This window comes from Enterobacter cloacae complex sp. ECL352, from assembly GCF_020149545.1.
GTDB classification, from domain to species: domain Bacteria; phylum Pseudomonadota; class Gammaproteobacteria; order Enterobacterales; family Enterobacteriaceae; genus Enterobacter; species Enterobacter asburiae_B.
Genome location: NZ_CP083709.1, coordinates 2,400,158 through 2,426,719, shown reverse-complemented (window position 1 = coordinate 2,426,719; position 26,562 = coordinate 2,400,158). Strand labels below are relative to the sequence as shown.

Genomic DNA, 26,562 nt, shown 5'->3' with positions numbered 1-26,562 from the left:
TACACCATTCCCGCCTTGAGGATTGCGCATAAATCGTGCATAACTCCCTTATGTGCGTTTTGCGGGATGGAAGACCATGAAATTTATTGGAAAGCTCCTCATCTATCTTCTGGTAGCCCTGCTCATTGTGCTGCTGGCGTTCTACATTTTGCTCCAGACCCGCTGGGGCGCGTCTCAGGTCAGCAGCTGGGTGACGGTGAATACCGACTACGAACTCAGTTTCGACAAGATGAATCACCGCTTTTCGTCGCCTTCCCACATCATTCTGGAAAACGTCACCTTCGGTCGGGACGGTAAACCCGCCACGCTGGTAGCCAAAAAAGTCGATATCGGTCTGAGCAGCCGCCAGATAACCGATCCGCTGCATATGGACACCATCACCCTGTTCGACGGCACGCTGAATCTCTCGCCCCAGACGGCACCGCTGCCTTTCCAGGCGGATCGCCTGCAGCTGAACAACATGGCCTTTAACAGCCCGAATACTGAATGGGACTTGAGCGCGCAGAAGGTCACGGGCGGCGTCAGCCCGTGGCAGCCGGAAGCGGGCAACGTGCTGGGGAACAACGCGCAGATCCAGATGAGCGCGGGCTCGCTGACCCTGAACGGCGTACTGGCGACCAACGTGCTGATCGAGGGCCAGCTCAACGGCAAGGAAGTGGTGCTGAAAACGATTGGTGCCGACATGGCCCGTGGCTCGCTTACCGGCTCCGCCCTGCGCAACGCCGACGGGAGCTGGATTATCGACACGATGCGCCTGAATGAGATCCGCCTGCAGAGCGATAAAACGCTGATGGCGTTCTTCGCGCCGCTGGCCTCCATCCCCTCTCTGCAGATTGGTCGTCTGGACGTGACCGACGCCCGGCTTCAGGGCCCGGACTGGGCGGTGACCGATCTCGATTTAAGCCTGCGCAACCTGACTCTCAGCCAAGGCGACTGGCAGAGCCAGGAAGGCCGGCTGTCCATGAACGCCAGCGAGTTTATCTACGGCTCGCTGCATCTTTTCGACCCGATCCTGAATGCGGAGTTTTCCCCGCAGGGCATGGCGCTGCGTCAGTTCACCTCCCGCTGGGAAGGCGGCATGGTGCGCACGTCCGGTAACTGGCTGCGCGACGGTAAAGCGCTGGTGCTGGACGATGTTGCCATCGCCGGGCTGGAGTACACCCTGCCGCAGAACTGGAAAACGCTGTGGATGGAGCCTCTGCCGGAATGGCTGAACAGCGTCACGCTGCAAAAATTCGGCCTGAGCCGCAACCTGGTGATCGACATCGATCCCGCCTTCCCGTGGCAGATCACCTCTCTGGACGGCTACGGCGCAAACCTGCAGCTGGTGAAAGATCGCCAGTGGGGTATCTGGGGCGGTAGCGCAACCCTGAACGGCGCGGCAGCGACCTTTAACCGCGTGGACGTGCGTCGTCCGTCGCTGGCGCTGAATGCGAACGCCGCCACGGTGAACATTACCGACCTGAGCGCCTTTACCGAGAAAGGCATTCTGGAAGCCACGGCGACGGTTTCTCAGCTGCCGCAGCGGCAGACCACGGTGAGCCTGAACGGCCGCGGCGTGCCGCTCAACGTGCTGCAGCAGTGGGGCTGGCCTGCGCTGCCGATTACGGGCGACGGCAATATTCAGCTCACCGCCAGCGGCAGCGTGCAGGCCAGCGCACCGTTGAAGCCAACGGTGAACGGCAAGCTGAACGCGGTAAATATGGATAAACAGCAGGTGCAGCAGACGATGACGGGCGGTGTAGTATCGACCGCACCCTCACCCCAGCCCTCTCCCTGAAAGGGAGAGGGAGCAAACCCTTCCCTCGCCCCTTTGGGGAGAGGGTTAGGGTGAGGGGAATTAAAGGTGAACCACCACCTCATTCCCCTCCGCTTTCACTACCACACCCCACTCGCTGCCCGCGTGTGAACCCCCCTTCACGCCGCTCACCTTCTGTACGTTGCGCAAGCACACGGACCAGTTTTTCGCGTCTCCCGCGCCGGTAAAGGTCACGATATCGCCCCGACGTGACGCCTTCAGCGTAAACGCCACGGCCCCGTCCGCCGCAGGCACTTCGCTCACCGCCGTTGAGCCATCGTCCAGGTTAAACAGCTGGAAGGCCGTCCCCGCGTTCCACGCGTAGTCCGGCTTCTGGTTATTGTTGCCCAGCGCCAGCAGGGTGTTATCGCGCACGTAGACCGGCAGGCTCATGAAATCGTGCTGCTGCTTATGCCAGCGGCTGCCCTGAATTTCGTCGTTATGCCACAGATGCGTCCAGCGTCCTTCCGGCAGGTAGAACTGCACGTCGCCCGCCTCGGAGAACACCGGCGCGACCATCACCGCATCCCCCAGCATGTACTGGCGGTCGAGGTAATCGCATGCCGGATCGTCCGGGAACTCCAGCATCATCGCCCGCAGCATCGGCGTGCCGAACTCGCGGGCCAGCGCCGCCTGACGATACAGGTACGGCATCAGCTGACACTTCTGCTGGGTGAAGTGGCGCACCACGTCGCAGGACTCGTCATCGTACGCCCACGGCACGCGATAGGATTTGCTGCCGTGCAGGCGGCTGTGGCTGGAGAACAGCCCGAACGCGCACCAGCGTTTGTAGACATGCGCCGGAGCGGTGTTTTCGAACCCGCCAATATCGTGGCTCCAGAACCCGAAGCCGGACAGGCCAATCGACAGCCCGCCGCGCAGGCTTTCGGCCATGGATTCATAGTTGGCGTAGCAGTCACCGCCCCAGTGCACCGGGAACTGCTGCGCCCCGACGGACGCCGAGCGGGCAAACAGCACCGCCTCTTCCTCCCCCACCGTCTCCTTCAGCACGTTCCACACCAGCTCGTTATAGATGTAGGCGTAGTGGTTATGCATCTTCTGCGGATCGGACCCGTCGAACCACTGCACGTCCGTCGGGATACGCTCGCCGAAGTCGGTCTTGAAGCAGTCGACGCCGATCTCCACCAGGCCTTTCAGCCTGTCGGCATACCACCGGCACGCGTCCGGGTTGGTGAAGTCGTAGATTGCCAGCCCCGGCTGCCATTTGTCCCACTGCCACAGGGAGCCGTCCGGGCGCCTGAGCAGGTAGCCCTTCTCTTTCAGCTCCCGGAAGATCGGGGATTTCTGGCCGATGTACGGGTTAATCCACACGCAGACCTTCAGGCCTTTCTCTTTCAGGCGGCGGATCATCCCTTCCGGATCCGGGAAGGTCACCGGGTCCCACTCGAAGTCGCACCACTGAAAGGCCTTCATCCAGAAGCAGTCGAAGTGGAAGACGTGCAGCGGCAGGTCGCGCTCGGCCATGCCGTCGATAAAGCTGTTTACCGTCGCTTCGTCGTAGTTGGTGGTGAACGAGGTGGTGAGCCACAGGCCGAACGACCAGGCAGGCGGCAGCGCCGGACGCCCGGTGAACCGCGTATAGCGGTTCAGCACCTCTTTCGGCGTCGGGCCGTCGATCACGAAGTATTCGAGATATTCCCCTTCCACGCTGAACTGCACTTTGGAGACCTTCTCGGAGCCGACTTCAAACGAGACGTTCTCGGGATGATTCACCAGCACGCCGTAGCCGCGGTTGGTCAGGTAGAACGGGATGTTTTTGTAGGACTGCTCGGTGCTGGTGCCGCCGTCGCGGTTCCAGGTTTCGACCGTCTGGCCGTTGCGCACCAGCGCGGTAAAGCGCTCGCCCAGACCGTAGACCGTTTCCCCCACGCCCAGATCCAGACGTTCGAACACGTAATTGCGGTCGGTATTGCTGTCCTGCACGTAGCCGTTGTTTTTCAGCTGGCTGCCGGTAATGCGCTGGCCGTTGCGCAGGAAATCCAGCGCCCAGAACTCGCCTTAGGTGACGAGCACGCTGACGCTTCCGCTTTTCAGCTCGGCAAAGTCGGCGTTGTTTTCAATCTCTACCTTCACGTCTTTCAGAACGTTCAGCGGATAGTGCGGGCCGTTATTCAGCACGCCCTGGAAATGCTCGATGCGCACCCCGACAATCCCTTCCTGCGGGGAAAACAGGCGCACCGTGAACATCAACGTGTCGAGCTGCCAGGTGCGTTCGCGCACGTCGCGCGGCGCCACATACACCACAAGGTCGTTGCCCTGCTGCTCCACGTCGAACACCTGAACCGGATACGTCACGTTCAGGCCCGGTTGAATAAGCCAGTTTCCATCACTGATTTTCATGCTTGCGTCCTCTTAGTTCTGCAATTCTTTGCTGACCGGCAGGTTTTCAAACTCCTGCTGATTGCGGCGCGCCCCCTGCGCCAGCTCGCCCAGGATTTTGGTCAGGAAGGGGGTTTTCAGCGTGTAGTAGCGCTTGGCGATAATGGCGCTCAGCACGTAGCAGGCCGCCGGGGCCAGGGTAAACAGGCCGATAATGATGCTGATGGTCGCGCTGTTCTGGCTTTTGGCTGCCGCGTCGTAGCCGCCGCCAGCCAGCATCCAGCCGATCATTGCCCCGCCCAGCGCCAGGCCGAGCTTCAGCACGAACAGCGTGCCCGCAAAGCTGATGCCGGTCAGGCGTTTGCCGTTGGTCCATTCACCGTAGTCGACGGTATCGGACATCATCACCCACTGGATCGGCGTCACCAGCTGGTGCAGCACGCCGATGACGAAGATAAAGGCGAACATCAGCACGGTGGCGTGCATCGGCACGAAGAACATCGCCACGCTGACCACCGCCAGCGCGGCGTTGGTCCACCAGAAGATGCTGACCTTGCACTTCCAGTCGGTGAGCGGTTTCGCCAGCGCGGAGCCAATCAGGTTGCCGACGCAGTAGGTGGTGAGGAACGCGACGAACACCTCCGGCGAGCCCATGATCCAGGTGCAGTAGTACATCATCGCGCCGCCGCGCACGCAGACGGCGAGGATGTTAAGGATGGTGAGCACGCCGACGATGCGCCACTGGTCGTTGTGCCAGATGTCGCGCAGGTCTTCCCGCATGGAGGTGGTGCTCGGCGGCACCTGGATGCGCTCTTTGGTGGTGAAGAAGCAGAACGCCAGCATCAGGAACGCGACCACCGACAGCACGGCGATCCCGCCCTGGAAGCCGAGTGCCTTATCGTCGCCGCCAATCAGGTTCACCAGCGGCATCATCAGCACCGTGGAGAGCATGCCGCCCGCGGTCGCCAGCACAAAGCGCCAGGACTGAAGGGAGATACGCTGCGTCGGGTCGTTGGTGATCACGCCGCCCAGCGCGCAGTAGGGAATGTTGACCACGGTATAGAGCAGGGTCAGCAGGGTGTAGGTAACGGCGGCGTAAACCATTTTGCCGTTGAGGCTGAGGTCCGGGGTGGTGTAGGCCAGCACGCAGACGATGCCGAACGGGATGGCGCCGAACAAAATCCACGGACGGAATTTGCCCCAGCGGCTGCGGGTGCGGTCGGCAATCAGCCCCATGCACGGGTCGGAGATCGCATCCAGCGCGCGCGCCAGCAGAAACATGGTGCCGACAAACCCGGCGGGAATGCCGAAAATATCGGTGTAGAAAAACATCATGTACAACATGACGTTATCAAAAATGATGTGGCTGGCGGCATCTCCCATGCCGTAGCCAATCTTCTCTTTAACTGACAATACTTCGCTCATCTTTTTTTATCCTTCACGCTGTAGGGGGCGCTGAGACCGGTTACAGAGTTTTAAACCATTGTTTCAGGAGCGGGTATTGCGTTTTCTGGTTAGCAGATTACGTTTCTTGTTTTTTGTGATCGCGGTAAATGTTGGAAGCACGAGGGGCTAACATGAGGATTTTCTTAGGAATTAACTGAAACAGGGGTGTACAGGTCAAAAGAGAGGTGAAAAAAGTGTGTCGGGGTATGTGGTAAATGCCTGAAAGTAGCTATAATGCGCCCCGCCTCCATGTAGCAATCGAGGCGCGGAAGATCGTCATCTCCGGTGAGGTGGCTGGACTTCAAATCCAGTTGGGGACGCCAGCGTTCCCGGGCAGGTTCGACTCCTGTGATCTTCCGCCAGTCCCCTACCATCGGTAGTTGTAATTTTGTGAATTGGGATTCATTACTCTTTCAATGCCATTTTCTATTAACCCTTTCCTTAATGCTTTGCTGATCAAAAGGAAACTAGGAATCTCCAATAATTTTTTTCCATTAATTTTAACTTTTGAACAATTAGTAAGTAAGTTAACTTTAGACTGATTGAATGGGAAACTATGATTTCTGTTATATCCATGCTGAGCAAGAAGTTTTGATCTTAACAATAAAGCTCTATAAATAGTAGAAACTAACCATCCATCCAGTTCTCTTAACTGCCTCTCATTCGTGACGAGTGGGTAAAAGCTCATTACACCTTTAAAGAAAATTCTTTTTGACCTTCCAGAAAGAAAGCGATGCTTTTTTATCAGGAGACGCCAGTACAGAATGGATTCATCCAGAGTAATACGGTCTCCTATTACTTCGATGGCGAAAAAGTGCGTGGCGTAATCATCGGGCAAATTACCAGTAACTAATTTTTTAAATCCCTCTCCATCAAGGTAGAGGGACCCAATCTTCACTAACAGCATCACTGAGGCACCTTATTCCAGTGATCCTCATATTTAATGTGTCCTTCCAGATAAAACCACTCGATACCGCGATAACGAATCCCGATGCTTTCCATCATATTATGACCAGGCGCCCCCGGAACCCAGGTATGGGCAGCATCGACAGACATAATCACGATACTATCCAGCGTTATGCGGTACACCTCGAATTCAAATCCTGCTTCGTTCACATCATAGTAGTGGATAACCGCTTTCTGTAGCCTTTTGCTTTGACATAAAGCATCTGCAAAGTAAGGCGACGTTTTGTCGATCTGCTTATGGATCGTGAATGCCCCATGTTCTCTGGCCCCCATAAGATTGCCCGTGCTGGCGCTGCAAACCTGATGGATGTGGTAATTGCTGTTAAGGATCTCAATCGCGCCTTCTCTGCCCGAAACGTTGCAGCTGCCTTTGATCGGGTTTCCATTTTCATCATAAAGAAACATGTACGCGGGTAATGACATTGACTTTCCTCCTAATGATAATTTATGACTCTGCCGTCATTATCCTTGAAAAATGGATAGTAATAATTTCGCTCATTCAAGGTATAAGAGATTTCATAGGCATAGCCAGCTGGCAGGGCAATCTCGATACAACTATCTGGATATGAACGCCTTTGAAATTCGGCCGCAAACTCTTTATATTCACCGTGTTGCATAGACGAAATTGTATATCCATTCAAAATATCTTTTTCGTCAACACTAAAACAAAAATGATTGCCATTTATCATGATCGTTCGCTGCTCAGGAATATTCAGGTTTTCACCCGGACAACCGGTCAACATTGAGATAATCGGAATGAATAGAATTTTTAGTTTCACTGTGGAAAGTCTCCTAAAATAGCTTCATACCGCCTGAGAAGATCCTGTTTTGGTTCCGATGGGTCGTAATCAATGAGTTTATGCAGGTTGCTGCGGGGATCAAATCCATAGGTATTGAGCAGCCAGAAATCACTGACGATAGAGGCTTGTTGCTCGAGACCGTAATCAAGCAAGTGATGTTTATCTAAATGGTAGGAATAGTCGACAGCCCAGGAGAATGCTCCGCGAAGGCGTACCATCATACCGTGCTGATGCTGCCAAACATGCATCATTTCATGCAGAAAAAGATGCGCTCCGACGATACGAGACATTCTTTGATGGGACATGGAAAAGTCGTTTTCATACGTACCTTCCATAAAATAAATCTCACCGTTTGGCGTCATTGCGGTTCTGAAATTCTGCATATTGAAGGGCAAATAACTTCCCCGATGAATCCACACTTCATTATAACGAATACTTAAACCATAAAGTGTTTTGGCAAGGTTAATTTCACCGAGCGTTAGCAGTCGCACTCCGCCAATTTTTATTCCATCGCTCATCTGCGCTCTCCTTTTGCGAGAGCTATATTAATATCACCGTAACTTAATACAATTATTTTTTTAATGAATGATAAGGGTGTTATTATATCCCTCAGAAATTACGGTAACGTTTTAAATTATCTACTGATTATTTATACTCACCCAACCGCATATGCAGCAACGGAAACGGATTCCCCTGCCCGTCCAGTTCCGAGCGTCCGACCTGCTCAAACCCCATATGGCGATAAAATCCCACACCCTGCGGGTTCTGCTCATTCACGTCCACTTCGTTCGCGCCGAACGCTGCGGTGGCGTGTTGCAGCAGCAATTTCCCGACGCCCTTCCCGCGACTCGCGTCATCAACAAACAGCATTTCAATGCGGTTTTCATCCACGCCTAAAAAGCCGTGAATAACGCCTGCGTCATCGCGAGCGATCACGACCTTGAGGTTAGGCAGATAGGCGTTAAGCAATAGCGGGCGCAACGCCGCAATATCGCTTTCCTGTAAAAAGTGATGGGTGGCGCGGACGGAGGATTCCCAGATCGCGACCAGACGTTCAAAGTATGTAGGGAGTGCGGTTTCTATTTTCATGGGGGGATCATTATAGAGCGCAGAGATTAAATCAAGTATCCAGAAGCATGGAGGCAATAAAACGAAGACCTTAAATGAAGTTATAAACTCTGGTACATCTGAAAGTAGAGAGCGTATCAAGGAAATGGCCCTAAAGTTGGTTCAGGAAACCAGGCAAATGATAGATCATGGCAAGTAAGAATCATCACCTGGGAATGAGAACAGGGAAACGAGTCAATCCTTTATGACAGTTGTTCGGTTTAACCGAACAACTGAGGAACGGTAAATATTGTTGCGCCCTGTTCCCCCTCACCCTAGCCCTCTCCCTCAAGGGAGAGGGAACCGATTGTGCGGTTTGTCATCCCACACCGTTCGAGCTAAACCCTAATCTCCATCACCGCATACACCCCATCCTTCGGCACCACCACGGTGACGTCTTCCACCGGCACGCCCGCCGCGAGGTGGATATCCTGCAGCTGCTGTAACGACCTCGGGTGAATATCCTCCCAGCCGATACCCCGCAGCACAAAGTCAATTTGCGGGCTGCTGGTCAGCATGTTCGACACAATCACCGCGCCGCCGGGTTTGACCAGCCGCAGGGCGCGCTGGAGAAAAATCACCGCATCGGTATCGTTGAAGTATTCGAAAATCCCAAGCGCGTCGACCAGTTCGGCCTGATGCTCGCCGAGCTCCAGCAGCAGGTCTTCGTTACGCACCAGCGTATGGAGCAGGTTGCGCCTGAGCAGCGTCAGCTGTTCGCCCACCACAATCCCTTCCTGCGCCGCCATGGTTTCGGCCCAGCTGAGCGCCACCGGGTCTTTGTCCACCAGCGTGAGATATACACGCTGGCCGTCGAGCTTTGCTTCGCGCAGCGCCTCCAGCACCGGAATGGCGGCACCGCTTGCGAGGCTAACCCAGTTATTTTCACTTTCGTTGTGAATGTACTTATCCACCAGCGCGGCCAGCACCCTGGCGCGGGATCGCACGCCAACCGCATCGTTAGCGTGGATAAACCACTGGCGGCTGTCGCTGTCCATTTTCGTGCCGTCGGGCAGGCGGTCCTCCAGCGGGTTTTGCACCACAAACAGCGCCAGCGCGGAGGGCACCAGCCGGGTGCGCCACGCGGTGAGCGCCGGGCGGTTGCGGAAGGCCTCTTCGGAATAGCGGTTCTGCGGGACAAGCACGGCCTGCCCGCCTTCGTCGTATTCCACCCTCGGAGGCCGGAGCGCTGGCTCGGCTTTCAGGGCGCGGTCAAGGGAGGCGATCTCACGGGCAGCGTCGTCTTTCATCGGCCACTGGTCGCTGACGTCGGGAAATGACGCGCTGAAAATCGTCATATTTTCCGGTGCATCGCCGCGAAAAGGCTGCCAGTTCATGTCGTCTTCCCTCCGTTAGGCTTTTAACGGAAGTCTATCCAGGCGAGCCAGTAATACCCTACGAAGAAAGCACGAAATAGGTGCATCAGTTCTGCGACGTGCGCCATACCCCCGGCGTGCAGCCGTACTCGGTCTGAAAATGACGAATAAAGTGGGCGCAGTCGCTAAACCGCATCCGCCGCGCAATATCCGTCACGCTCTGCTGAGAGTTTTTCAGCAGCCAGCAGGCATAGCGCAGCCTGGCGCTGCGAATAAATTCCCGCGCCGTTTTGCCAAACTCGGCGTGAAACAGGCGGTTAAGCTGGCGTTCGCTCAGCTTAACGTCCTGCGCGAGCCTGGCGGCGTTCAGCGGGTGAGTCAGATACTGTTCGACGATCGTCACCGCCCTGCGCAGCCGTGAATCAGGGATCATGGCGATATTCGCGGGCCGCGGCGTGGCGGCGTCATGCGGAGGAAGGGACAGCCGCCGGGAGGTGGTGGCCGCAATGTCGTCTCCCCCGTGGGCGCGGATCAGCGACGTTACCAGGGTGAGCGTTGAGATCCCGCCCGGGCAGGTCAGCACATCGCCTTCGTCGATAAAATCGAGGCCTTGCTCAGCATAAACCTGCGGAAACCGCTGCGTGAAAACGTCATGGTGATGAGGATGAATCGAGGCGCGGCGCTCGTTCAGTAACTCTTCCTCCGCCAGAATAAAGCTGCCGGTACCAATACCAATCAGGGGAACGTTGTTGTGATAAGCCTCCGTGAGAAACGCTCTGTCGCCACGGTGTCCCTGGTGAAGATGCTCCAGACCTCCGCCGATCGCCGCAATATAGTCGAAATCGCCGGGCGGCGCATGGGCGGCCTCAGGCCGCACGCTGAGCCCTGAGCTGCTCACTATCGGTAAGTCGGGATAAGTGCTTATCAGGCTGAGTTTAAAGCGTATTTTCTGGCTACGCTTCTGGACGCTGGATGCAATACGTAACGCCTCTATTAATCCTGAATATGCGAAAAGCGAGAAATGGGGCCACAGGAGTAAACCCATATGCAGGGATTTATTCCGTGCAGGCGTCATACTGACGCTATCATCAATTATATTATTCATTAACTTGCCGAAGAATAATTACATTATCGCAACATTATTGTTGCTGTTATATTTTCCTAAGATAGGTCCTGGCTGTTAAATCAAGCATAAATGATGCCCGCAAAAACTTAAAAACATTTCTCCCTGTCGCTATCCGTTTTTTGACGTGTGGCACACATAGGTCGGCAGCGTTCCCAGAATAAATAAATAATTCTCATTCTGCTGTTTCTTAATACGCATATAAATATTCTTATTCGGATAGATAAAAAATAAGGGCTCGTACTTCTCCAGCCAGCTGTCGCTGATGTTGTCGTCCGGAAATTTCATATTGCGTATGGACGTCAGATTATAGACGCTGTCTTTGCGCTCAATCTGAAAGAAAACTTTGCGATTCAGGGTCTTCGTAGGATCGCTTTTCAACCGGCCATTCATGCTGAGTATTCCGCTGTTGCCCTCCACGGTGTAATTCAGCCACAGAGAGAGCGTTTCATCACGGTGATGCTGAATAAAGTTCGCCTGGCAGGAAAAGGGCTGGATGTAATGGCGATGCCAGAGGTAATACGCTGCCACGACAGCCCCCATCAACAGGCACAGGCAGAGCGCAACAAGCGTTTGACGGTAGCGAACCATACTAGCGATCCTCTATAAAATAATCGGACATACAGCGGTTGGGTTCCGTCATTGGCCTGTCACAGCGAATGACCGATGCGCGAGGCAGCAGGATGTAGCCGCTGACGTAAACCCAGGGATAGTTAGCGCACTGGTCCTTAAACGGGGCGGCATAGGCCAGGGCTTTATCCCTGTCGCGCTGCGTTTCAATATCGCGAGAAAAATAGAGCTGGCATTCGCCCATCTTCATCGCGAAGCGGTACCCGTCGACGAAATAGCTGTCATGCAGCAGGTTATGGCTGATAACGCTCACGCCAGCCAGCATCAGCAATAGCACCAGCGCGCCCGGCAGCCAGAAGCGGCGTGTCGGGGCCGTCGGGCCGACAGTCTCTTCGCAGACATCCGGAGCAGCACGTTCTTCCTCTTCAGCCTGCGGCTGCGTCTCTTTAACGGTGATTTGCGTATCGCTTGCGAGCGTTAGTCCAATGCGCGGGATAGTGACAATCGGATCGGTTTCAAACCCCACTTTCTTCAGCCCCTTACGCAGAATAGAAATATTCTGGTAGTAGGTATTAGGCGAAACCAGCATCCCCCGGCGCTGCCAGACAATATCCATGCACTCCTGTTGAGTCACAATACTTCCGACTCTTTCTATTAATAACAACAAACAGCGCCCCGCCGGGGAATTTAATACCACCACCCGGTCAGGATTGTTGAGATCGCGTAATGTGCTGGCCGCTGGATGAAACTCTACCAGGCCATTAATAATGTAATGCTTATGCATAGAATGGGCTAAATACCTCCGGTCAACGCCTGTTGCTCCAGTAGATTCCCTTCACGGTTAACCTGCGTATCCCTCGCCTGTGTAAGGATTAATGTGACGGATAAATGCGCAACTGTATATCCTGGCGCCTGGCGAAAAATCTTATTTTTCCTTTCTCTTTATCTGACCAGTCTGAAGTTTTCTTAACCGCCATTTTAAGCCGTCTTGACACTGACAAAACTCGACAAAGGCGCCCGTTGAACGCTTTAGCCATCATTGTCTGAATTATTCAGCGCGCTTAATTTGTTTTTTTAATCAAAAGCAGAGAGGACGCGCTCTGCCAGCGGGTTTCGAAATTACGACCAATTCGAAAGCTGTCGTCTTAATTAACAATTTCGGTGCGAAACTGTTAGCCACCGTCAGTAACAACCCTCGTCGCATGACGTCTCCAGACTATTTCCTTACAAAACATTTATTAAAGCCAACTTTTCAATAAAAACTACCGGTATGATTATTTACAGGCAAATAAGCAAAAGCCGGTTCAGCGAGGAGAAATTGACGCTACACCTAAACCGTACTTAAAACAAATTAAGATTAATTCAGGTTACCTCTTTTACGCCCTGAGTATAGTGGGCTCACACCGTGCAATGCTTAATTGCTTCGAAAATACAGGCATCGATCTGCCAGACAGACGAGTCTCATTACAATTATAAATCGAGGGAATGACATGGCGAATAAGCTCAACAACACACGTCATTTAAATATCGCGCTATTGGGTGGAGATCACTTTGCGCGCCGGGGGATCGCCGCGTTATTAAAAAATATTGTCCCGGCTATGCAGATTACAGCATCGATCGATAATTACGCGGAGATCGAAGCGATACTCGCGGCCGCACCGGTAGACGTGATTTTTTTATCCGGCATGGAGAAATATCACGCGGGATATGACTGCCTGAAATATATCAGGAAGATGAAAGTACTTTATCCCGACGTACTTATTTGCATGTATTCCGCACCGGCAAATTCCTGGCTGTGGATACGCGGTGAAATAGACGCCTATCTCTCGCTGCAGGACCCGCTTTATCACTGGCGAGCCAGCGTATTAAAAATGGTCGATAGCCGTTATCGCCCAATAAAAAAACCCACGGCGTTATCGCTGACGCCGGGTGAATGGAGGGTATTGAAGGAACTGCGAAAGGGTCTGGATATGCGTTACATCGCCGAAACAGAGCAGCTTTCTTACCGTCGTGTCAGCGCGTTAAAAAGCTCAGCGATAAGAAAACTCGGGCTCAGGAACAAGACAGATTTGCTGGTCTTTTTAACCAGTTAGACCTGCTGCTTTCAGAGCAAATCTCGACATAACACCATAATGGAATCAGGACAATGAAAGCTCAATTCAATAATAAAACGCTGCTCGCGATCGCTATTGCGGCATTACTGCCAGCGGGCACGGCCCTGGCTGCCGGCACCAGCGGCGGCACGGTGAACTTTAGCGGCAAAGTGGTGACCTCCGCCTGCGCCATCAGCGCAGGAAGCGCCAACATTGACGTGGATATGGGTGAAGTGCGTACCGCAACGCTGAAGACGGCAGGCAGCGTTGCCAGCACGGCAAAAGCGTTTGCCATCACCCTGGAAGATTGCGAAATCGCCGATACCTCAGCCTCTACGGATGAGAACCCGATTGCCGCCACAACCGTGGCCGTCACCTTCACCGGCACGCCGGACACTTCCGATGTTAATAGCTTGTCCGTCGGAGCAAACGGCAGCGCCAACTCTGCGCAAAACGTGGCTATTCGCCTTTATGACGAGCAGGGCAACGTGGTGAACCTGGGTGAACCTGCTGCGGCCATCCCTCTGCGTAAGGGTGCCAACACCCTGAACTTCAGCGCGAAATATTACTCGCCGAAGGGCGGCGCCACCGCGGGTGATGCCAGCGCCGTCGCAACCTACACCGTGACCTATTCGTAATCCTCAGGCCCGGTCTGCGAGCCGGGCCTGTCTTAGCTTTCAGGAGAAACACTATGCGCGTAAACAGATGGATTTGCCTGGCGGGTGCGTTATGTTCTTCCGCCGTCTATGCCGGCGGCGTGGGGCTGGGCGCAACGCGAATGGTCTACTCCAGCGCCACCAGCCAGGCCATGATGCAGGTGAGAAACACCCATCCCGACGCTACGTTCCTCATCCAGTCGTGGATGGAGAATGAGAAAGGCGAACGCACCAACGACTTCGCGATCACACCGCCGCTGTACGTCATAAAACCGGCCAGCGAAAGCGCGGTGAAAATCATGTTTAACGGTAAAGCCCTGCCAGCGGATCGGGAGACGCTCTACTGGATGACGGTCAAAGCCATCCCCCAGCAGGCGAAAAGCGGCGCCGGGAATACGCTGCAGTTTGCGTCGGCTAACCGCATCAAGGTCTTTTATCGCCCGGAGGGACTCAGCGAGAGCCCGGGAGAGGCGTGGAAAAAACTGGCCGGTGCCTACCGCGCCGGAAAAGTCACTCTCAGCAACCCCACGCCGTACTACCTCACCACCATCAACGTGAAAATTGACGGTATGCCGGTGCAGCCGGTGATGGTGCCCCCGAAAGGCAGCGTGACGCTGGCCGAAACCTTCAGCCATGCGGGCAGCATGAGCTATCAGACCATTAACGATTACGGGGCATGGACCCCCGCCGCGCGCGCGTCGTTATCCCAATAATAAAAACAGTAAGGCGTGACCACGTGAAAATAAAAATCCTGTGCGCCACGGTGATCTCCCTGGTGATTCGGCAAGCCGTGGCTGCTGAAAGCGAGCTGCAATTTAACCCCGCGTTCCTCAACGGCGAGAGCGCAAACAGCGCCGATCTCGCCTGGGTCAACGCCGGGAGCGCGTTGCCGCCGGGTGATTACAACCTCAACGTGTATATCAATACGAATTATGCGTTCACGGGTAACGTCACGTTCCGCCTTGCTGAAGACGGCACGGGTGAAGCGCTGCCCTGCCTCACGCCTGAACAATTCGCCGCGCTGGGCATCGATAGCCATCAGGCGAAGGGCGGCGACCTGCCGCTGGCGCAGCGCTGCATCTTCCTAACGAAGGCGTTTGCGGATACGCAGTTTGATCTGGACCAGAAGACGCTCACCCTGAGCTTCACCGTACCGCAAAGTGCGATGCGCAATTTGCCGCGCGGGTACGTCAGCCCGGAAAGCTGGGAGGCGGGCATTCCTGCCGTGTGGCTGAATTACGTGGTCAATGGCTCGAACAATGAGTATCGCGGCGAGACGCGCACGCGGGAGCAGCAGCTGTTTGCGAGCCTCAACAGCGGCGTCAACCTGGGCGCGTGGCGGCTGCGTGATTTCACCACGTGGACCAAAGACAGCAATGAGCTTACCCACGTGCAGACCTGGCTGCAGCGCGATATTCACGCCCTGCGCGCGCAGGTGTATGCCGGGGAAACGTACACCTCGGCGCAGGTGTTCGACTCCGTGGGCCTGCGCGGTATCGCCCTGAAAACCGATGACAACATGCTGCCCGCAAGCCTCAGCGGCTATGCGCCTGAAGTTCGCGGCATCGCGCGCAGCAACGCCACGGTCACGGTTCGTCAGAACGGCAACATCATCTATCAAACCTCCGTCCCGCCGGGGGCGTTTGTGCTGAAAGATCTCTACCCGACCTCCTCGGGAGGCGATCTGGCGGTCACCATTCAGGAGAACGACGGCAGCAAAACGCAATACACGCTCCCCTTTGCCAGCGTGCCGAACCTGGTGCGTAACGGACAGGTGAAATATGCCCTCGGCGCCGGGAAATACCGTCCGACGGGCAATCAGGACGCGCCCTCTTTCGCGCAGGGCGAGCTGTTCTACGGCTGGCGATACGGCCTGACGTTTTACGGCGGGGCGCAGTTTGCCGATCGCTATAACGGCCTGGCCCTCGGGTTTGGGCAAAACCTCGGCCGCTTTGGCGCCTACTCCATCGATCTGACCCACGCCCGCAGCCAGCTGGCGGACGATCGGCACTATACCGGTGATTCGGTGCGCCTGCGCTACAGCAAGCTGCTGAACGACATTGGCACGCGGGTGAATTTCTTCTCGCTGCGCTACTCCACGAAAGGGTTTTATACCCTCAGCGACACCACGTACAAAGGCATGTCGGGCGGATCGCCAAAGCAGACGGTGGAAGACGATGGCACCGTCACCACCCAATACGACACCGTGTACAACCTGCGCATGTCGCGTAAGGCAAAAAACCAGCTGCTGCTGTCGCAGCCGATGGGACAATACGGCTCGCTGTCACTGTCGTGGGATCAGCAGACCTACTGGAACACGTCAAATACCACGCAAAGCCTGCAGTTTGCGTGGAACGCCACGTTTCGCAACGTGTCGCTTGGCGTCAGCGTCCAGCGAAGCTCGAGCCTGTATGACGACAAGAAAGATAACATCCTGTCGATGTCGATTTCGGTCCCGCTGGGCAACCCGACGCTGTCGACCCGCGCGCGCTTTACCACGACCCATGCGGATTCCACCGGCACAACAACCAGCACGGGCGTGAGCGGCTACCTGCCGGGTGAGGAGAATCTGTTCTATAGCGTCAACCAGCGCTACAGCTCCCGACAGCACTACGGCGGCGATGCCACCCTGCAGTACGAAGGCGCGTGGGGAGACTACAACCTGGGCTACAGCTACGCCAGCGACTCCCGCAACCTCAGCTACGGCATCAGCGGCGGCGCGGTAGTGCATGAAGATGGCCTGACGCTGAGCCAGCCGCTCGGGAACACCAACATTCTGGTAAAAGCCCCGGGAGCCAGCAATGTCGCCGTGCTTAACCATAAGGGCATCAAAACGGACGGCCGTGGCTACGCGGTGATCCCGTACGCCACGCCGTACCGCGTTAACCAGGTCGCGCTGGACGTGACGACCGCCGGCAACGACGTGGAGCTGGAAAACGCCATCGCCAACAAAACGCCTACCGATGGCGCCCTGGTTCGCGCCACCTTCACCACGCACCAGGGGGCAAAAGCGATGTTTATCGTACGTCACGGCAACGACGTGCTCCCCTTCGGCACGCTGGTCTCGCTCGATGATGACAAAACCAGCGGCATCGTTGGCGATGGCGGCAGCCTGTATCTCTCCGGTTTGTCAGAGAAGGGCACGCTGAACGCCGTGTGGGGCCGCGGCAGCCGCCAGCGCTGCGCCATTACCTACGCCTTAAACAAGCAGAACTATAACGCCCGCACCGGTCTTTATTCTCAGGAGGTGGTATGTCAGTAACGCTTCGGATCGGCTGCCTTGCGCTGCTGCTGGTTTTCACGCTCCCCGTTCGCGGCTACGACGTGCTGGTCTCCATCACCGGCAATTTGATCGGCAACACCTGCGTGGTGGCGCAGGACTCCGGGGAGCAAAACGTGCCGCTGGGCACCATTGGTATTAAACAGTTCAGCCGTGCCGGGGCCGTCAGCAATATCAAAACGCCCTTCACGCTCAGGCTTGAAGCGTGCGGGCCAACCTTTGCTGGCGTAAAAATCCGCTTCAGCGGTACGCCGGATGATGCCAACCCGCAGCTGCTGAAAATTGCCGACGGTGGCGCTACCGGCGTGGCGGTGCAGATCCTCGATAAAGAGAGCGTACTCATTCCCCTGAATACAAAGACCACCGCGTACGGAACGGCGGGGGATGACAGCGTACAGATGACCTTCTACGCGCAGCTGGTTGCCACCGCTACGCCGGTGAGCGCCGGTGATGTGTCAGCCCTCGCCACCTGGACAACGGAGTATCTATGATGCGTTTAGCGTTTCTTCTCAGCGGATTACTTTTCTGCGCCAGCGTGCAGGCTCTGGACTGGAAATCGGACATTACGCTCTCCCCTCAGCCGATGACCTACAGCGGGCCAGCGGACTCCGTGGTGCCGGGCAGCATTATCGGATCGACCTGGAGCGCCACCGCCAGCGTGCAGCAGGTGTTCTGGTGCGGGCTTATTTTTACCTGCAACAAAGGCACGCTGCAGCCCAGCAGCAGCGCCATCTCAAGCGGTGCGACGGTCACCGTCGACGGCGCGAATTACACCATTTTTGAGACCGGCGTACCGGGCGTGGGGTATATCATCGGGCTGAAGGATTTTAAAAGTACACAATATATTCCGCTGCAAACCGGTATCACGCAAAGCTACCCGGCAGAGGGCACCAGTGGGTTTGCCCAGGATCTGGGATGGTCGGCAAAGGTCACCTTTATTAAAACCGGTGCCGCCCTGAAATCCGGCGTCTATAACATCCCGACCATCAACGCCGCGGTGCTCACCGCCTATAACAACGAGACGAAAACGGCTCAGGTGATTATCAGCCCGACCACCATCACGGTGACCGCCAGCGGGTGTACGGTCGGCAGCAAAAACGCCAGCGTGGCGCTGGGCACCATTGATATTCGCACTCTGCCCACGGTGGGAAGCACGTCACCGTCGGGGACGTTCACCGTCGGCCTGACCTGCGACGCGAACGTAGCAGTTCACGCCGTGATGACCGATCAGACCACGCCGTCGAACACCTCGTCGGTGGTGACCCTGACCGGAGACTCCACGGCGTCCGGCGTTGGGGTGCAGTTTTTCTACAACGGCAGCGGGCCGCTGACGATGGGGCCGGACAGCTCGGCCGCGGGTGCGACCGGCCAGTTCTTCATCCAGAGCACCACGGCGGCGCAGACGCTCACGTTACCGTTCCAGGCGCAGTACATCCGAACCGGCGAACTGGTCCCCGGCTCGGCCAACGCGCTGGCCAGCATTACGTTTTCCTACCAGTAGGGGCTACTGCTTCACCCACACCAGCTGATCGGTTCGGAAGCCCAGACTGCGCGCGGTGTTCAGGTAATCCTGCTTCACCGCATCCGGAATGGTTGGCGTGCGCGACAGGATCCACAGGTAGTCGCGGTTCGGGCCGCTGACCAGGGCGTACTGGTACTTATCGTCCAGCCTGATCACGTTATAGCCGCCGTAGAACGGGCCGAAGAAGGACACCTTCAGCGCGGCGGTGGTTGGCTCGCCGGTAAAGTACGCTTTGCCTTCGCTCTCGTTCCACTTGTTCTTCACCGGATCGTAGCCCCGGTTGAGCACGCTGATGCCGCCGTCGCTGCGCTTGCCGTAGGTGGCGGTTACCTGCTCCAGCCCGCGTTCAAAGCGGTTTTCCAGACGGGCGACCTCATACCATTTTCCGAGATAGCGGCTGGCGTCAAAACCAGAAATCGGCTGCACGCCCTTCGGCGGCGTGGGGGATTTACAGGCGACCAGCGTCAGCGCAATGGCAACACCGGTCACAACAGGCCATAGCTTCATGAGAATTCCTTTCATTTGCACGGTTGGACGTTAAGTGTAGTGCACCGTTTCGGCGCTTCATCCCGTTCGGGAAAATTCGTAGTATATTGAGAGTATTCCTCCACTCTGGACACGGACATGGCTTACTCCATCGGCGAATTCGCCAGACTCAGCGGCATCACCGCCACCACCCTGCGGGCGTGGCAGCGTCGCTATGGTTTACTCAAGCCACAGCGCACGGAAGGCGGCCACCGCCAGTACAGCGACGAGGACGTCCAGCAGGCGCTAAAAATTCTCGACTGGGTCAAAAAAGGCGTCCCGATCGGCCAGGTCAAACCGCTGCTGGAACGCCCGATGCCGGGTCGGACCAACAACTGGCAAACCCTGCAGCAGAACATGCTGCAACGCCTGCAGGACGGCAAGGTCGAGTCCCTGCGCCAGATGATTTACGACGCCGGACGCGAGTATCCAAGGCCGGAGCTGGTCGCGAACGTGCTGCGCCCGCTGCGCAGCCAGGTCTCGGCCAACGTCGCCGCCGCCATGACCCTGCGCGCGATCCTCGACGGCATCATCATCGCCTACACCTCGTTTTGCCTCGAAGGCGATAAAAAAGCGCCGGGCGATAACATTCTGCTCAGCGGCTGGCACCTGAACGACCCGTGCGAGATCTGGCTCGAAGCCTTAACGCGCACCGGGCAGGGCCACCGAATCGACATCCTGCCGGTTCCGCCTGACGCGCTGGCACCGGAAATTTTCCCGGAGCGCAAATGGCTTCTGGTCACCAGCGGCAAACTCACCGCCGGGCGGAAAAAACAGGTGGAGCAGTGGCAGCAGCAGGTATCGCTTGAAGTGATTATCCTCTGATAATTTTCTCCTGCGGGAATCTTCACGAAAAGTTGAATATTTTCCCGCGCCGCAGATGCTAACGTTTTCCTGTGACGAATAACTCAACAGGAAAACACCATGAAAAAAACTGCCCCTCTGCTAATTCTGGCCTCGATGGCCTTTGCCCCTGCTGCCTTTAGCGCCCCTGCCGGCACGCTGAGCGTCCACATTCTCGACCAGCAAACCGGGATGCCGCCATCAGACGTGACCGTTACGCTGGAGAAACAGCAGCAGGACAAATGGACCCCGATTGCCAGCGGTAAAACCGACCACGACGGCCGCATCAAATCGCTCTATCCGCAGGATCAGGACATGCAGCCTGGCGTGTATAAAGTGACCTTCAAAACCGCAGAGTACTTCCACGGCAAAAAGCTGGACTCCTTCTTCCCGGAGATCCCGGTGCTGTTTACCGTGACCCGCACCAACGAGAAGCTGCACATCCCGCTTCTGCTGAGCCAGTACGGTTACTCGACCTACAAGGGCAGTTAAGACGCATTGATTTTAAAGGAATAAAAAAAATAGTTCCGCTAATACTTGGACAAATTAGTCATGTTGTGTAAGTTTTAATTATATGAACGGGAGGACTACACCATGACAACGAAACCTGTGCTCGGTATTAGCGGATGTTTGACCGGATCCGCCGTTCGCTTTGACGGCGGACACAAGCGTATGGGCTTCGTCATGGATGAGCTGGCCCAGTGGGTGAATTTCAGGCCCGTCTGCCCGGAAATGGCTATCGGTCTCCCGACGCCTCGTCCGGCCATACGCCTGACGCTGACGGACAGCGGCGAAACGCAGCTCCGTTTCAGCAAGCCGCCTCATGATGACCTCACGCAGAAAATGGCCGACTTTACGGCGGGTTATCTGCCAAAAATCGGCGATCTGTCGGGATTTATCGTCTGTGCAAAATCCCCAAGCTGCGGCCTGGAACGCGTGCGGCTGTACGATGAAAACGGCAACCGGGGCCGCAAGGAGGGCGTCGGGCTGTTCACCGCCGCCCTTCTTGAAACCTACCCGTGGCTGCCCGTCGAGGAAGACGGTCGGCTGCACGACCCGGTGCTGCGGGAAAACTTTATCGAGCGGGTATTTGCCCTGCACGAGCTAAACACGCTGCGCGCTAAAGGTCTGACGCGGCGTGGGCTGCTGGATTTTCACAGCCGCTATAAGCTTCAGCTACTGGCGCACCATCAGGCAGGCTATCGCGAAATCGGCCCGTTCGTTGCCTCGCTGCACGAGTGGGAAGACCTGGACGCCTTCTTCGTGGCGTACCGGGAAAAGCTGATGACCATCCTGAAAAAACCCGCCTCGCGGAAGAATCACACCAACGTGCTGATGCATATCCAGGGATATTTCCGTAACCAGCTGAACACCCGCCAGCGCGGCGAGCTGCGCGACGTGATCCTGCACTATCGCAACGGACAGTTGCCTATTCTCGCCCCGATCACGCTGCTGAAGCACTACCTGGCCGAATACCCCGACCGGTATCTGATGACGCAAAACTACTTTGATCCCTATCCTGATGATTTGGGTCTGCGTCTGGCAGTCAAGTGATCATAAAAATGCGAAGGCCCCATTGACCCGTAGAGGCCCAAAGCAGTACCCCGTTTAGACGACATCCTCACTGTCGTCTCTTTTTTGCATTTCATCTCAAAGACTGTGATTATATACAGGCTTATTCTGCAAAAAGGGGCCTGCCAGTGATCAACACCCTGCACATTCAAAACTACCGATCCATCCGCGACATGTCGCTGGAGCTGGAGCAGCTCAACATCGTCTTCGGGCCGAACGGCACCGGGAAATCCAATATTTACAAGGCGATACACCTGATGCACAGCGCCGCCCAGGGGCAATTTTCCCAGGCGCTGGCAAACGAGGGCGGCATTCTGAAGGTGTTCTGGGCAGGCAAAACCCGCAGCGACCAGCTGCGGCGGATGAATCTGGCGGTGGAAACAGAGGCCTACGAATACGAGCTGCAGGTCGGGTTTGTGGAGAAGCTGCCCTATCCCTCGCAGTTTCAGCTCGACCCGGTGATCAAAGAGGAGTCCATCTGGCTGAGCGGTCAGCACCGTCGGCCTTCGTCACAGCTGATGAAGCGTAAGAACCAGGCAGTATTTCTGAACAACGTGCATCACGAGAAAGTGACCCACAGCGGCACGCTGTACGAGAACGAATCGGTGTTCGGGCAGCTCGGCGAACCGCATCTTTACCCGGAAGTGTCGCAGATGCGCGAGTCCCTGCGTAACTGGCGCTTTTATCATGAGTTTTCTGTATCAATCGGCTCGGCGATGCGCGCCCCGCAGGTCGGCTTCCGCTCCCCGGTGCTGGCCAGCGACGGTGCCAACCTGGCGGCCGCGTTTCAGACTATCGTCGAGATCGGCGACGAGCTGCTGCTGATGCGCATCCTTGACCAGGCCTTCCCCGGCTGCGTGTTTTACAGCGACAACGCCGGCGGACGTTTTCGCATGATGATGCAGCGCGAAGGTCTTAGCAGGCCGCTGGAACCGGCGGAGTTCTCCGACGGCACCCTGCGCTTTCTGTGCCTGGCGGTAGCGCTGTTAAGCCCGCGCCCACCGGCGTTTATCGCGTTGAACGAACCGGAAAACAGCCTGCACCCACAGATGCTGCCCGCGCTGGCGAGCTTAATCGCCGAGGCCAGCCGCTACTCGCAAATCTGGCTCACCAGCCACTCGCCGGAGCTGGCGAAGTTGATTGAGAAACAGCGATCGTTTTCGCTGTATCAGCTGTCAATGGTGGAGGGGGAGACGAGGGTGGAGAGGCTGGGGTAGTTCTATACCCTCATTCGGGTAGATCTTCAGAGCGCTTCTTTTCTTTTGAAATAATGCGCAATATTCCTCCAACGGCAAGAGTAGTTATTGGAGAATCAGAATTGACCGGAAGACGATACGGCCTGACCTGCCCCCACGATTAGATACAACACTCAGTTAGTAACGTCGGAATCTTCATTCTCAGAATGACCCTTTCTCCAGCCCGCTGCAAATTCAGACGGTGTCTGATAATTCAGCGTGGAGTGCGGGCGGCATTCGTTATAATCCTGCCGCCAGTCATTAATAATTTTCCTGGCATGAACGATATCGCTGAACCAGTGCTCATTCAAACATTCATCGCGAAATCGTCCGTTAAAGCTCTCAATAAATCCGTTCTGCGTTGGCTTGCCCGGCTGGATTAAGCGCAACTCAACACCATGCTCAAAGGCCCATTGATCCAGTGCACGGCAAGTGAACTCCGGCCCCTGGTCAGTTCTTATCGTCGCCGGATAGCCTCGAAACAGTGCAATGCTGTCCAGAATACGCGTGACCTGAACGCCTGAAATCCCAAAGGCAACAGTGACCGTCAGGCATTCCTTTGTGAAATCATCGACGCAGGTAAGACACTTGATCCTGCGACCGGTGGAAAGTGCGTCCATGACGAAATCCATCGACCAGGTCAGATTGGGCGCCGCCGGACGGAGCAGCGGCAGACGTTCTGTTGCCAGCCCTTTACGACGTCTTCTGCGTTTTACGCCCAGGCCACTGAGGTGATAAAGCCGGTACACGCGCTTATGATTAACATGAAGCCCTTCACGGCGCAGCAACTGCCAAATACGACGGTAGCCAAAACGCCTGCGCTCCAGTGCCAGCTCAGTGATGCGCCCTGATAAATGCGCATCAGCAGCCGGACGGTGAGCCTCATAGCGGCAGGTCGACAGGGATAAACCTGTAAGCCTGCAGGCACGACGTTGCGACAGACCGGTCGCATCACACATCAACATCACGGCTTCCCGCTTCTGGTCTGTCGTCAGTACTTTCGCCCAAGAGCCACCTGAAGCGCCTCTTTATCCAGCATGGCTTCGGCAAGCAGCTTCTTGAGTCTGGCGTTCTCTTCCTCAAGCGACTTCAGGCGCTTAACTTCAGGCACCTCCATACCGCCATACTTCTTACGCCAGGTGTAAAACGTGGCATCGGAAATGGCATGCTTGCGGCAGAGTTCACGGGCGGGTACCCCAGCTTCGGCTTCGCGGAGAATACTGATGATCTGTTCGTCGGAAAAACGCTTCTTCATGGGGATGTCCTCATGTGGCTTATGAAGACATTACTAACATCGGGGTGTACTAATCAACGGGGAGCAGGTCACAGTAGCGCTTGCCGGGAAGTTCATGACAGGCGGTGAAGAGAAAATTCATACTTTCGGCTGGCGTCGCTACACTGAATGTAACGATATATTTCATGGGAAGCATGTGACTTCTAAAGGGGGTTGTTGATGAAAGCTGCGCACCTGGTCTGCCTGCTGGTTTGTCTGCTCTTCGCCGCGTTTGTCCATGCTCAGGAAAAGGATGACCCCGCGAAAGAGGCGCAAATAAAGCAGCAGGTCCTTAAAGATATTAAGAAAACCTGTACGCCACAGAAAAAGCAGAGCGATAAAGCCTGGCAGGAGATGATTTTGTCGTCCGAGGCCAATCAGCTGCTGATTAAAAATGCCATCACCGCCGTGAAGCGCGACAACCTGGATGCCTACTGGGGGGCGATTGGTCAGGTGGATTGTATGGAAGATTATTGAGAGCTGGAAACGTGCTTCTCGCCGGGTGGCGGCTGCGCCTTACCCGGCCTACACAACATGTTTAACGCTTACGCACGTCTGGAATGATCAAATCCCCGCGCAGAACATAGGACCCGAGCATCTGCGTTTTCTCCGTCAGCCAGCTCACAATGCGCGCCGCCATCGCGTCCATGGAATATTCAATCGCCGGGATCACCGGAATACCCGGCAGGTGCAGCGATCCGGCAAGGCTGAAGACCATAATGTCGTCCGGCACCGATTTATTAAACGCCTGCAGCTGCGGGATCACCCGCTGGGCTTCCTGCTCGTCCGCCACCAGCAGCGCGTTGAAGTTCAGGGTGCTGGCGTTGTTAAGCAGCTCCTGCAGCGCAACGGACGAAGAAGTCGCGTCCATAAAGACCAGGTTGCGATTAAAGGGCAGGAAATTTTTCTCCAGCGCGTGCTTGTAGCCAAGCAGCACCTGGTCGGCAAAACCGCTGCCGTGGGGGTGGATCAGCGCAATCTGGCGACGCCCCTGGCTGGTGAGGTAGTTACAGGCGGTTTCGGCGGCAAAGGCGTGATCGAACTGGATGCTGTTGGAATTATCAGACTCCATGCAGTCCACCAGAATGACGTTGTCCATCTCCACGTCCAGCGGGAAACGGGCGCCAATCACCAGGATATCATCGCAGAGCCCGCAGGAGAGTTCTTCAAGGGCGTGCATCACTTCCGCTTTGCTGTGCGCGAAGCGCAGCAGGAGGTGTTTTTGATGCTGGCTGAGCTGTTTTTCCAGCGCGTAGAGATAACCGGTGGTCTGGTTAATATTTTCCTGCGCGCAAATCACCCCGATACAGCCCGTCGACTGGCTCAGCAGCGACTGGGCAATCACGTTGGGACGATAGTTCAGCTCATCCACGGCCTTCAGAACGGCCTGACGGCTGGCTTCCTTTACGCCACGCGACCCACTCAACACTCGCGATACCGTGGCTTTAGATACCCCGGCAAGACGTGATACATCATTGATTGTCGACATCTCTTTCCCCTGGCAGGCTTACCTCGCGCCTGCAAATTCCATCACCGCTTTGGCTCACATTATAGCCAGAACGGAGTATATCCGTTTCCGTTTTCCATGGAAACCGATTTTCCGTTTCCACTCAAAATGATGTAAAAACAGCCAAATTATGTGACCCACATCCGGTTAATTAGCCTCATAAGTAAGGGATCATGATGGTTGTCACACTTCTGTCTTTTATGAATGGAAACCGGTTTCCGTATAATGTCCAATCATCCTCGCAATAACTTTTTACATTTAGAGGATGGTTGTCGATGTTCAAGATTATGCTGTGCTGCTCTGCCGGGATGTCCACCAGCCTGTTGGTCAGCAAAATGGTCGATGTCGCGAAAGAACGTGGTTTGCCGGTGAAGATTGATGCGTACGGTGTTTCCGAATTTGATACGCAGTTTCCGCAATACCAGGTTGTCCTTCTCGGACCGCAAGTGAAATACATGTTACAGACACTCTCAGACAAGGCGGCGACGCAAGGCATTCCGGTACAGCCCATCGACATGATGGACTACGGCATGCAGCGTGGCGATAAAGTACTGGACTATGCTCTGTCGCTCATCGAAGCGGCACACTAA

General features: G+C 55.8%; 26 protein-coding genes, 1 tRNA gene and 1 pseudogene. 14 read left to right on the top strand and 14 right to left on the bottom strand.

What is annotated here, in order from left to right; translation table 11 throughout:
* The first annotated feature begins 76 nt into the window (after nt 1-76).
* Complete coding sequence (locus LBF07_RS11845; protein WP_094935075.1) at nt 77-1,780, top strand: AsmA family protein; 1,704 nt, start codon at nt 77-79, stop codon at nt 1,778-1,780.
* 60 nt (nt 1,781-1,840) lie between these two features.
* On the opposite strand, the pseudogene yicI reads toward LBF07_RS11845, so the two are convergent.
* Both yicI and LBF07_RS11835 read right to left on the bottom strand, forming a co-directional pair.
* Nucleotides 1,841-4,159 (bottom strand): annotated as a pseudogene (yicI, locus tag LBF07_RS11840) (alpha-xylosidase).
* Nucleotides 4,160-4,171: 12 nt separating this feature from the next.
* The gene (locus LBF07_RS11835) at nt 4,172-5,563 is read right to left on the bottom strand and encodes a glycoside-pentoside-hexuronide family transporter (protein WP_094935073.1); all 1,392 of its coding nucleotides are present in this window, start codon (nt 5,561-5,563) and stop codon (nt 4,172-4,174) included.
* A gap of 288 nt (nt 5,564-5,851) precedes the next feature.
* Here LBF07_RS11835 and LBF07_RS11830 point away from each other — a divergent pair.
* Nucleotides 5,852-5,946, top strand: a tRNA-Sec gene (locus LBF07_RS11830).
* 5 nt (nt 5,947-5,951) lie between these two features.
* Here the strand turns inward: LBF07_RS11830 and LBF07_RS11825 are convergent.
* The 9 genes from LBF07_RS11825 to LBF07_RS11785 form a co-directional block, all read right to left on the bottom strand.
* On the bottom strand, nt 5,952-6,494 hold the full coding sequence (locus LBF07_RS11825; RefSeq protein ID WP_126327667.1) for a hypothetical protein: 543 nt from the start codon (nt 6,492-6,494) through the stop codon (nt 5,952-5,954).
* Nucleotides 6,491-6,973 (bottom strand): type VI secretion system tube protein TssD, encoded by a 483-nt coding sequence (locus LBF07_RS11820; protein ID WP_109845907.1) that lies wholly within the window; start codon nt 6,971-6,973, stop codon nt 6,491-6,493. The genes LBF07_RS11825 and LBF07_RS11820 overlap by 4 nt, the downstream gene beginning before the upstream one ends.
* Nucleotides 6,974-6,984: 11 nt before the next feature.
* Complete coding sequence (locus tag LBF07_RS11815; RefSeq protein ID WP_224435036.1) at nt 6,985-7,329, bottom strand: putative T6SS immunity periplasmic lipoprotein; 345 nt, start codon at nt 7,327-7,329, stop codon at nt 6,985-6,987.
* Nucleotides 7,326-7,868: a hypothetical protein gene (locus tag LBF07_RS11810; protein ID WP_039263512.1), complete on the bottom strand. Its 543-nt coding sequence runs from the start codon at nt 7,866-7,868 to the stop codon at nt 7,326-7,328. The genes LBF07_RS11815 and LBF07_RS11810 overlap by 4 nt, the downstream gene beginning before the upstream one ends.
* Before the next feature lie 127 nt (nt 7,869-7,995).
* Nucleotides 7,996-8,439 carry an acetyltransferase gene (locus LBF07_RS11805; RefSeq protein ID WP_094935833.1) on the bottom strand — a complete coding sequence of 148 codons (444 nt, stop codon included), beginning with the start codon at nt 8,437-8,439 and terminating at the stop codon, nt 7,996-7,998.
* A 356-nt stretch (nt 8,440-8,795) separates the two neighbouring features.
* On the bottom strand, nt 8,796-9,794 hold the full coding sequence (locus tag LBF07_RS11800) for a class I SAM-dependent methyltransferase (protein WP_094935834.1): 999 nt from the start codon (nt 9,792-9,794) through the stop codon (nt 8,796-8,798).
* An 85-nt stretch (nt 9,795-9,879) separates the two neighbouring features.
* Nucleotides 9,880-10,818: a GlxA family transcriptional regulator gene (locus LBF07_RS11795; RefSeq protein ID WP_094935835.1), complete on the bottom strand. Its 939-nt coding sequence runs from the start codon at nt 10,816-10,818 to the stop codon at nt 9,880-9,882.
* Nucleotides 10,819-11,007: 189 nt separating this feature from the next.
* Nucleotides 11,008-11,487 (bottom strand): hypothetical protein, encoded by a 480-nt coding sequence (locus LBF07_RS11790; protein ID WP_023309865.1) that lies wholly within the window; start codon nt 11,485-11,487, stop codon nt 11,008-11,010.
* A gap of 1 nt (nt 11,488) precedes the next feature.
* Nucleotides 11,489-12,250, bottom strand: coding sequence for a winged helix-turn-helix domain-containing protein (locus LBF07_RS11785; RefSeq protein WP_069303461.1), 762 nt, complete (start codon nt 12,248-12,250; stop codon nt 11,489-11,491).
* A gap of 706 nt (nt 12,251-12,956) precedes the next feature.
* Here LBF07_RS11785 and LBF07_RS11780 point away from each other — a divergent pair.
* Genes LBF07_RS11780 through LBF07_RS11755 form a run of 6 tightly spaced genes read left to right on the top strand, consistent with a single transcriptional unit; the run spans nt 12,957 to nt 18,996 of the window.
* Nucleotides 12,957-13,559: a LuxR C-terminal-related transcriptional regulator gene (locus tag LBF07_RS11780; protein WP_094935836.1), complete on the top strand. Its 603-nt coding sequence runs from the start codon at nt 12,957-12,959 to the stop codon at nt 13,557-13,559.
* 53 nt (nt 13,560-13,612) lie between these two features.
* Entirely contained in the window at nt 13,613-14,197 is a 585-nt protein-coding gene (locus LBF07_RS11775) for a fimbrial protein (RefSeq protein ID WP_032661969.1), read from the top strand.
* Between the two features lie 53 nt (nt 14,198-14,250).
* Nucleotides 14,251-14,928, top strand: a complete 678-nt coding sequence (locus LBF07_RS11770; RefSeq protein ID WP_094935837.1) for a molecular chaperone — start codon at nt 14,251-14,253, stop codon at nt 14,926-14,928.
* 23 nt (nt 14,929-14,951) lie between these two features.
* Complete coding sequence (locus LBF07_RS11765; RefSeq protein ID WP_094935838.1) at nt 14,952-17,477, top strand: fimbria/pilus outer membrane usher protein; 2,526 nt, start codon at nt 14,952-14,954, stop codon at nt 17,475-17,477.
* On the top strand, nt 17,468-17,986 hold the full coding sequence (locus LBF07_RS11760; protein ID WP_094935839.1) for a fimbrial protein: 519 nt from the start codon (nt 17,468-17,470) through the stop codon (nt 17,984-17,986). Before LBF07_RS11765 ends, LBF07_RS11760 begins: the two co-directional genes overlap by 10 nt.
* Nucleotides 17,986-18,996 carry a fimbrial protein gene (locus LBF07_RS11755; RefSeq protein WP_045889361.1) on the top strand — a complete coding sequence of 337 codons (1,011 nt, stop codon included), beginning with the start codon at nt 17,986-17,988 and terminating at the stop codon, nt 18,994-18,996. Before LBF07_RS11760 ends, LBF07_RS11755 begins: the two co-directional genes overlap by 1 nt.
* Nucleotides 18,997-18,999: 3 nt before the next feature.
* On the opposite strand, the gene LBF07_RS11750 is transcribed toward LBF07_RS11755, so the two are convergent.
* The gene (locus LBF07_RS11750; protein ID WP_029740779.1) at nt 19,000-19,524 is read right to left on the bottom strand and encodes a lipocalin family protein; all 525 of its coding nucleotides are present in this window, start codon (nt 19,522-19,524) and stop codon (nt 19,000-19,002) included.
* A gap of 117 nt (nt 19,525-19,641) precedes the next feature.
* Between LBF07_RS11750 and LBF07_RS11745 the strand changes: the two genes are divergently transcribed.
* The 4 genes from LBF07_RS11745 (at nt 19,642) to LBF07_RS11730 (ending at nt 23,174) form a co-directional block, all read left to right on the top strand.
* Nucleotides 19,642-20,367 (top strand): MerR family transcriptional regulator, encoded by a 726-nt coding sequence (locus LBF07_RS11745; protein ID WP_032661978.1) that lies wholly within the window; start codon nt 19,642-19,644, stop codon nt 20,365-20,367.
* Between the two features lie 99 nt (nt 20,368-20,466).
* A complete protein-coding gene (gene uraH / locus LBF07_RS11740; protein WP_033147068.1) occupies nt 20,467-20,877 on the top strand; it encodes a hydroxyisourate hydrolase in 411 nt (136 codons plus the stop codon).
* A gap of 102 nt (nt 20,878-20,979) precedes the next feature.
* Entirely contained in the window at nt 20,980-21,939 is a 960-nt protein-coding gene (locus tag LBF07_RS11735) for a DUF523 and DUF1722 domain-containing protein (protein WP_094935840.1), read from the top strand.
* Nucleotides 21,940-22,085: 146 nt separating this feature from the next.
* Nucleotides 22,086-23,174, top strand: a complete 1,089-nt coding sequence (locus LBF07_RS11730) for an AAA family ATPase (protein ID WP_094935841.1) — start codon at nt 22,086-22,088, stop codon at nt 23,172-23,174.
* Between the two features lie 152 nt (nt 23,175-23,326).
* Here LBF07_RS11730 and LBF07_RS11725 read toward each other — a convergent pair.
* Nucleotides 23,327-24,447 (bottom strand): IS3-like element ISSen4 family transposase gene (locus LBF07_RS11725; RefSeq protein ID WP_087451024.1). Its coding sequence is split into 2 segments (ribosomal slippage): nt 23,327-24,189 and nt 24,189-24,447, totalling 1,122 coding nucleotides; the frame shifts between segments, so codons are not numbered across the junction.
* A 198-nt stretch (nt 24,448-24,645) separates the two neighbouring features.
* Here LBF07_RS11725 and LBF07_RS11720 point away from each other — a divergent pair.
* The gene (locus LBF07_RS11720) at nt 24,646-24,942 is read left to right on the top strand and encodes a YicS family protein (protein WP_023309843.1); all 297 of its coding nucleotides are present in this window, start codon (nt 24,646-24,648) and stop codon (nt 24,940-24,942) included.
* Nucleotides 24,943-25,003: 61 nt separating this feature from the next.
* On the opposite strand, the gene LBF07_RS11715 is transcribed toward LBF07_RS11720, so the two are convergent.
* Entirely contained in the window at nt 25,004-25,954 is a 951-nt protein-coding gene (locus tag LBF07_RS11715) for a LacI family DNA-binding transcriptional regulator (RefSeq protein WP_094935456.1), read from the bottom strand.
* 293 nt (nt 25,955-26,247) lie between these two features.
* Here LBF07_RS11715 and LBF07_RS11710 point away from each other — a divergent pair, with 293 nt between their 5' ends.
* The gene (locus tag LBF07_RS11710) at nt 26,248-26,562 is read left to right on the top strand and encodes a PTS sugar transporter subunit IIB (protein WP_023333974.1); all 315 of its coding nucleotides are present in this window, start codon (nt 26,248-26,250) and stop codon (nt 26,560-26,562) included.

What these genes read in the sequence shown, in the direction of transcription:
- LBF07_RS11785 (WP_069303461.1), bottom strand. Translation starts at nt 12,250, where the DNA reads ATGCATAAGCATTACATTATTAATGGCCTGGTAGAGTTTCATCCAGCG.
- LBF07_RS11795 (WP_094935835.1), bottom strand. Translation starts at nt 10,818, where the DNA reads ATGGGTTTACTCCTGTGGCCCCATTTCTCGCTTTTCGCATATTCAGGA.
- LBF07_RS11800 (WP_094935834.1), bottom strand. Translation starts at nt 9,794, where the DNA reads ATGAACTGGCAGCCTTTTCGCGGCGATGCACCGGAAAATATGACGATT.
- LBF07_RS11735 (WP_094935840.1), top strand. Translation starts at nt 20,980, where the DNA reads ATGACAACGAAACCTGTGCTCGGTATTAGCGGATGTTTGACCGGATCC.
- LBF07_RS11845 (WP_094935075.1), top strand. Translation starts at nt 77, where the DNA reads ATGAAATTTATTGGAAAGCTCCTCATCTATCTTCTGGTAGCCCTGCTC.
- LBF07_RS11715 (WP_094935456.1), bottom strand. Translation starts at nt 25,954, where the DNA reads ATGTCGACAATCAATGATGTATCACGTCTTGCCGGGGTATCTAAAGCC.
- LBF07_RS11780 (WP_094935836.1), top strand. Translation starts at nt 12,957, where the DNA reads ATGGCGAATAAGCTCAACAACACACGTCATTTAAATATCGCGCTATTG.
- LBF07_RS11775 (WP_032661969.1), top strand. Translation starts at nt 13,613, where the DNA reads ATGAAAGCTCAATTCAATAATAAAACGCTGCTCGCGATCGCTATTGCG.
- LBF07_RS11810 (WP_039263512.1), bottom strand. Translation starts at nt 7,868, where the DNA reads ATGAGCGATGGAATAAAAATTGGCGGAGTGCGACTGCTAACGCTCGGT.
- LBF07_RS11835 (WP_094935073.1), bottom strand. Translation starts at nt 5,563, where the DNA reads ATGAGCGAAGTATTGTCAGTTAAAGAGAAGATTGGCTACGGCATGGGA.
- LBF07_RS11805 (WP_094935833.1), bottom strand. Translation starts at nt 8,439, where the DNA reads ATGAAAATAGAAACCGCACTCCCTACATACTTTGAACGTCTGGTCGCG.
- LBF07_RS11790 (WP_023309865.1), bottom strand. Translation starts at nt 11,487, where the DNA reads ATGGTTCGCTACCGTCAAACGCTTGTTGCGCTCTGCCTGTGCCTGTTG.
- LBF07_RS11745 (WP_032661978.1), top strand. Translation starts at nt 19,642, where the DNA reads ATGGCTTACTCCATCGGCGAATTCGCCAGACTCAGCGGCATCACCGCC.
- LBF07_RS11750 (WP_029740779.1), bottom strand. Translation starts at nt 19,524, where the DNA reads ATGAAGCTATGGCCTGTTGTGACCGGTGTTGCCATTGCGCTGACGCTG.
- LBF07_RS11755 (WP_045889361.1), top strand. Translation starts at nt 17,986, where the DNA reads ATGCGTTTAGCGTTTCTTCTCAGCGGATTACTTTTCTGCGCCAGCGTG.
- uraH (WP_033147068.1), top strand. Translation starts at nt 20,467, where the DNA reads ATGAAAAAAACTGCCCCTCTGCTAATTCTGGCCTCGATGGCCTTTGCC.
- LBF07_RS11720 (WP_023309843.1), top strand. Translation starts at nt 24,646, where the DNA reads ATGAAAGCTGCGCACCTGGTCTGCCTGCTGGTTTGTCTGCTCTTCGCC.
- LBF07_RS11770 (WP_094935837.1), top strand. Translation starts at nt 14,251, where the DNA reads ATGCGCGTAAACAGATGGATTTGCCTGGCGGGTGCGTTATGTTCTTCC.
- LBF07_RS11760 (WP_094935839.1), top strand. Translation starts at nt 17,468, where the DNA reads ATGTCAGTAACGCTTCGGATCGGCTGCCTTGCGCTGCTGCTGGTTTTC.
- LBF07_RS11820 (WP_109845907.1), bottom strand. Translation starts at nt 6,973, where the DNA reads ATGTCATTACCCGCGTACATGTTTCTTTATGATGAAAATGGAAACCCG.
- LBF07_RS11710 (WP_023333974.1), top strand. Translation starts at nt 26,248, where the DNA reads ATGTTCAAGATTATGCTGTGCTGCTCTGCCGGGATGTCCACCAGCCTG.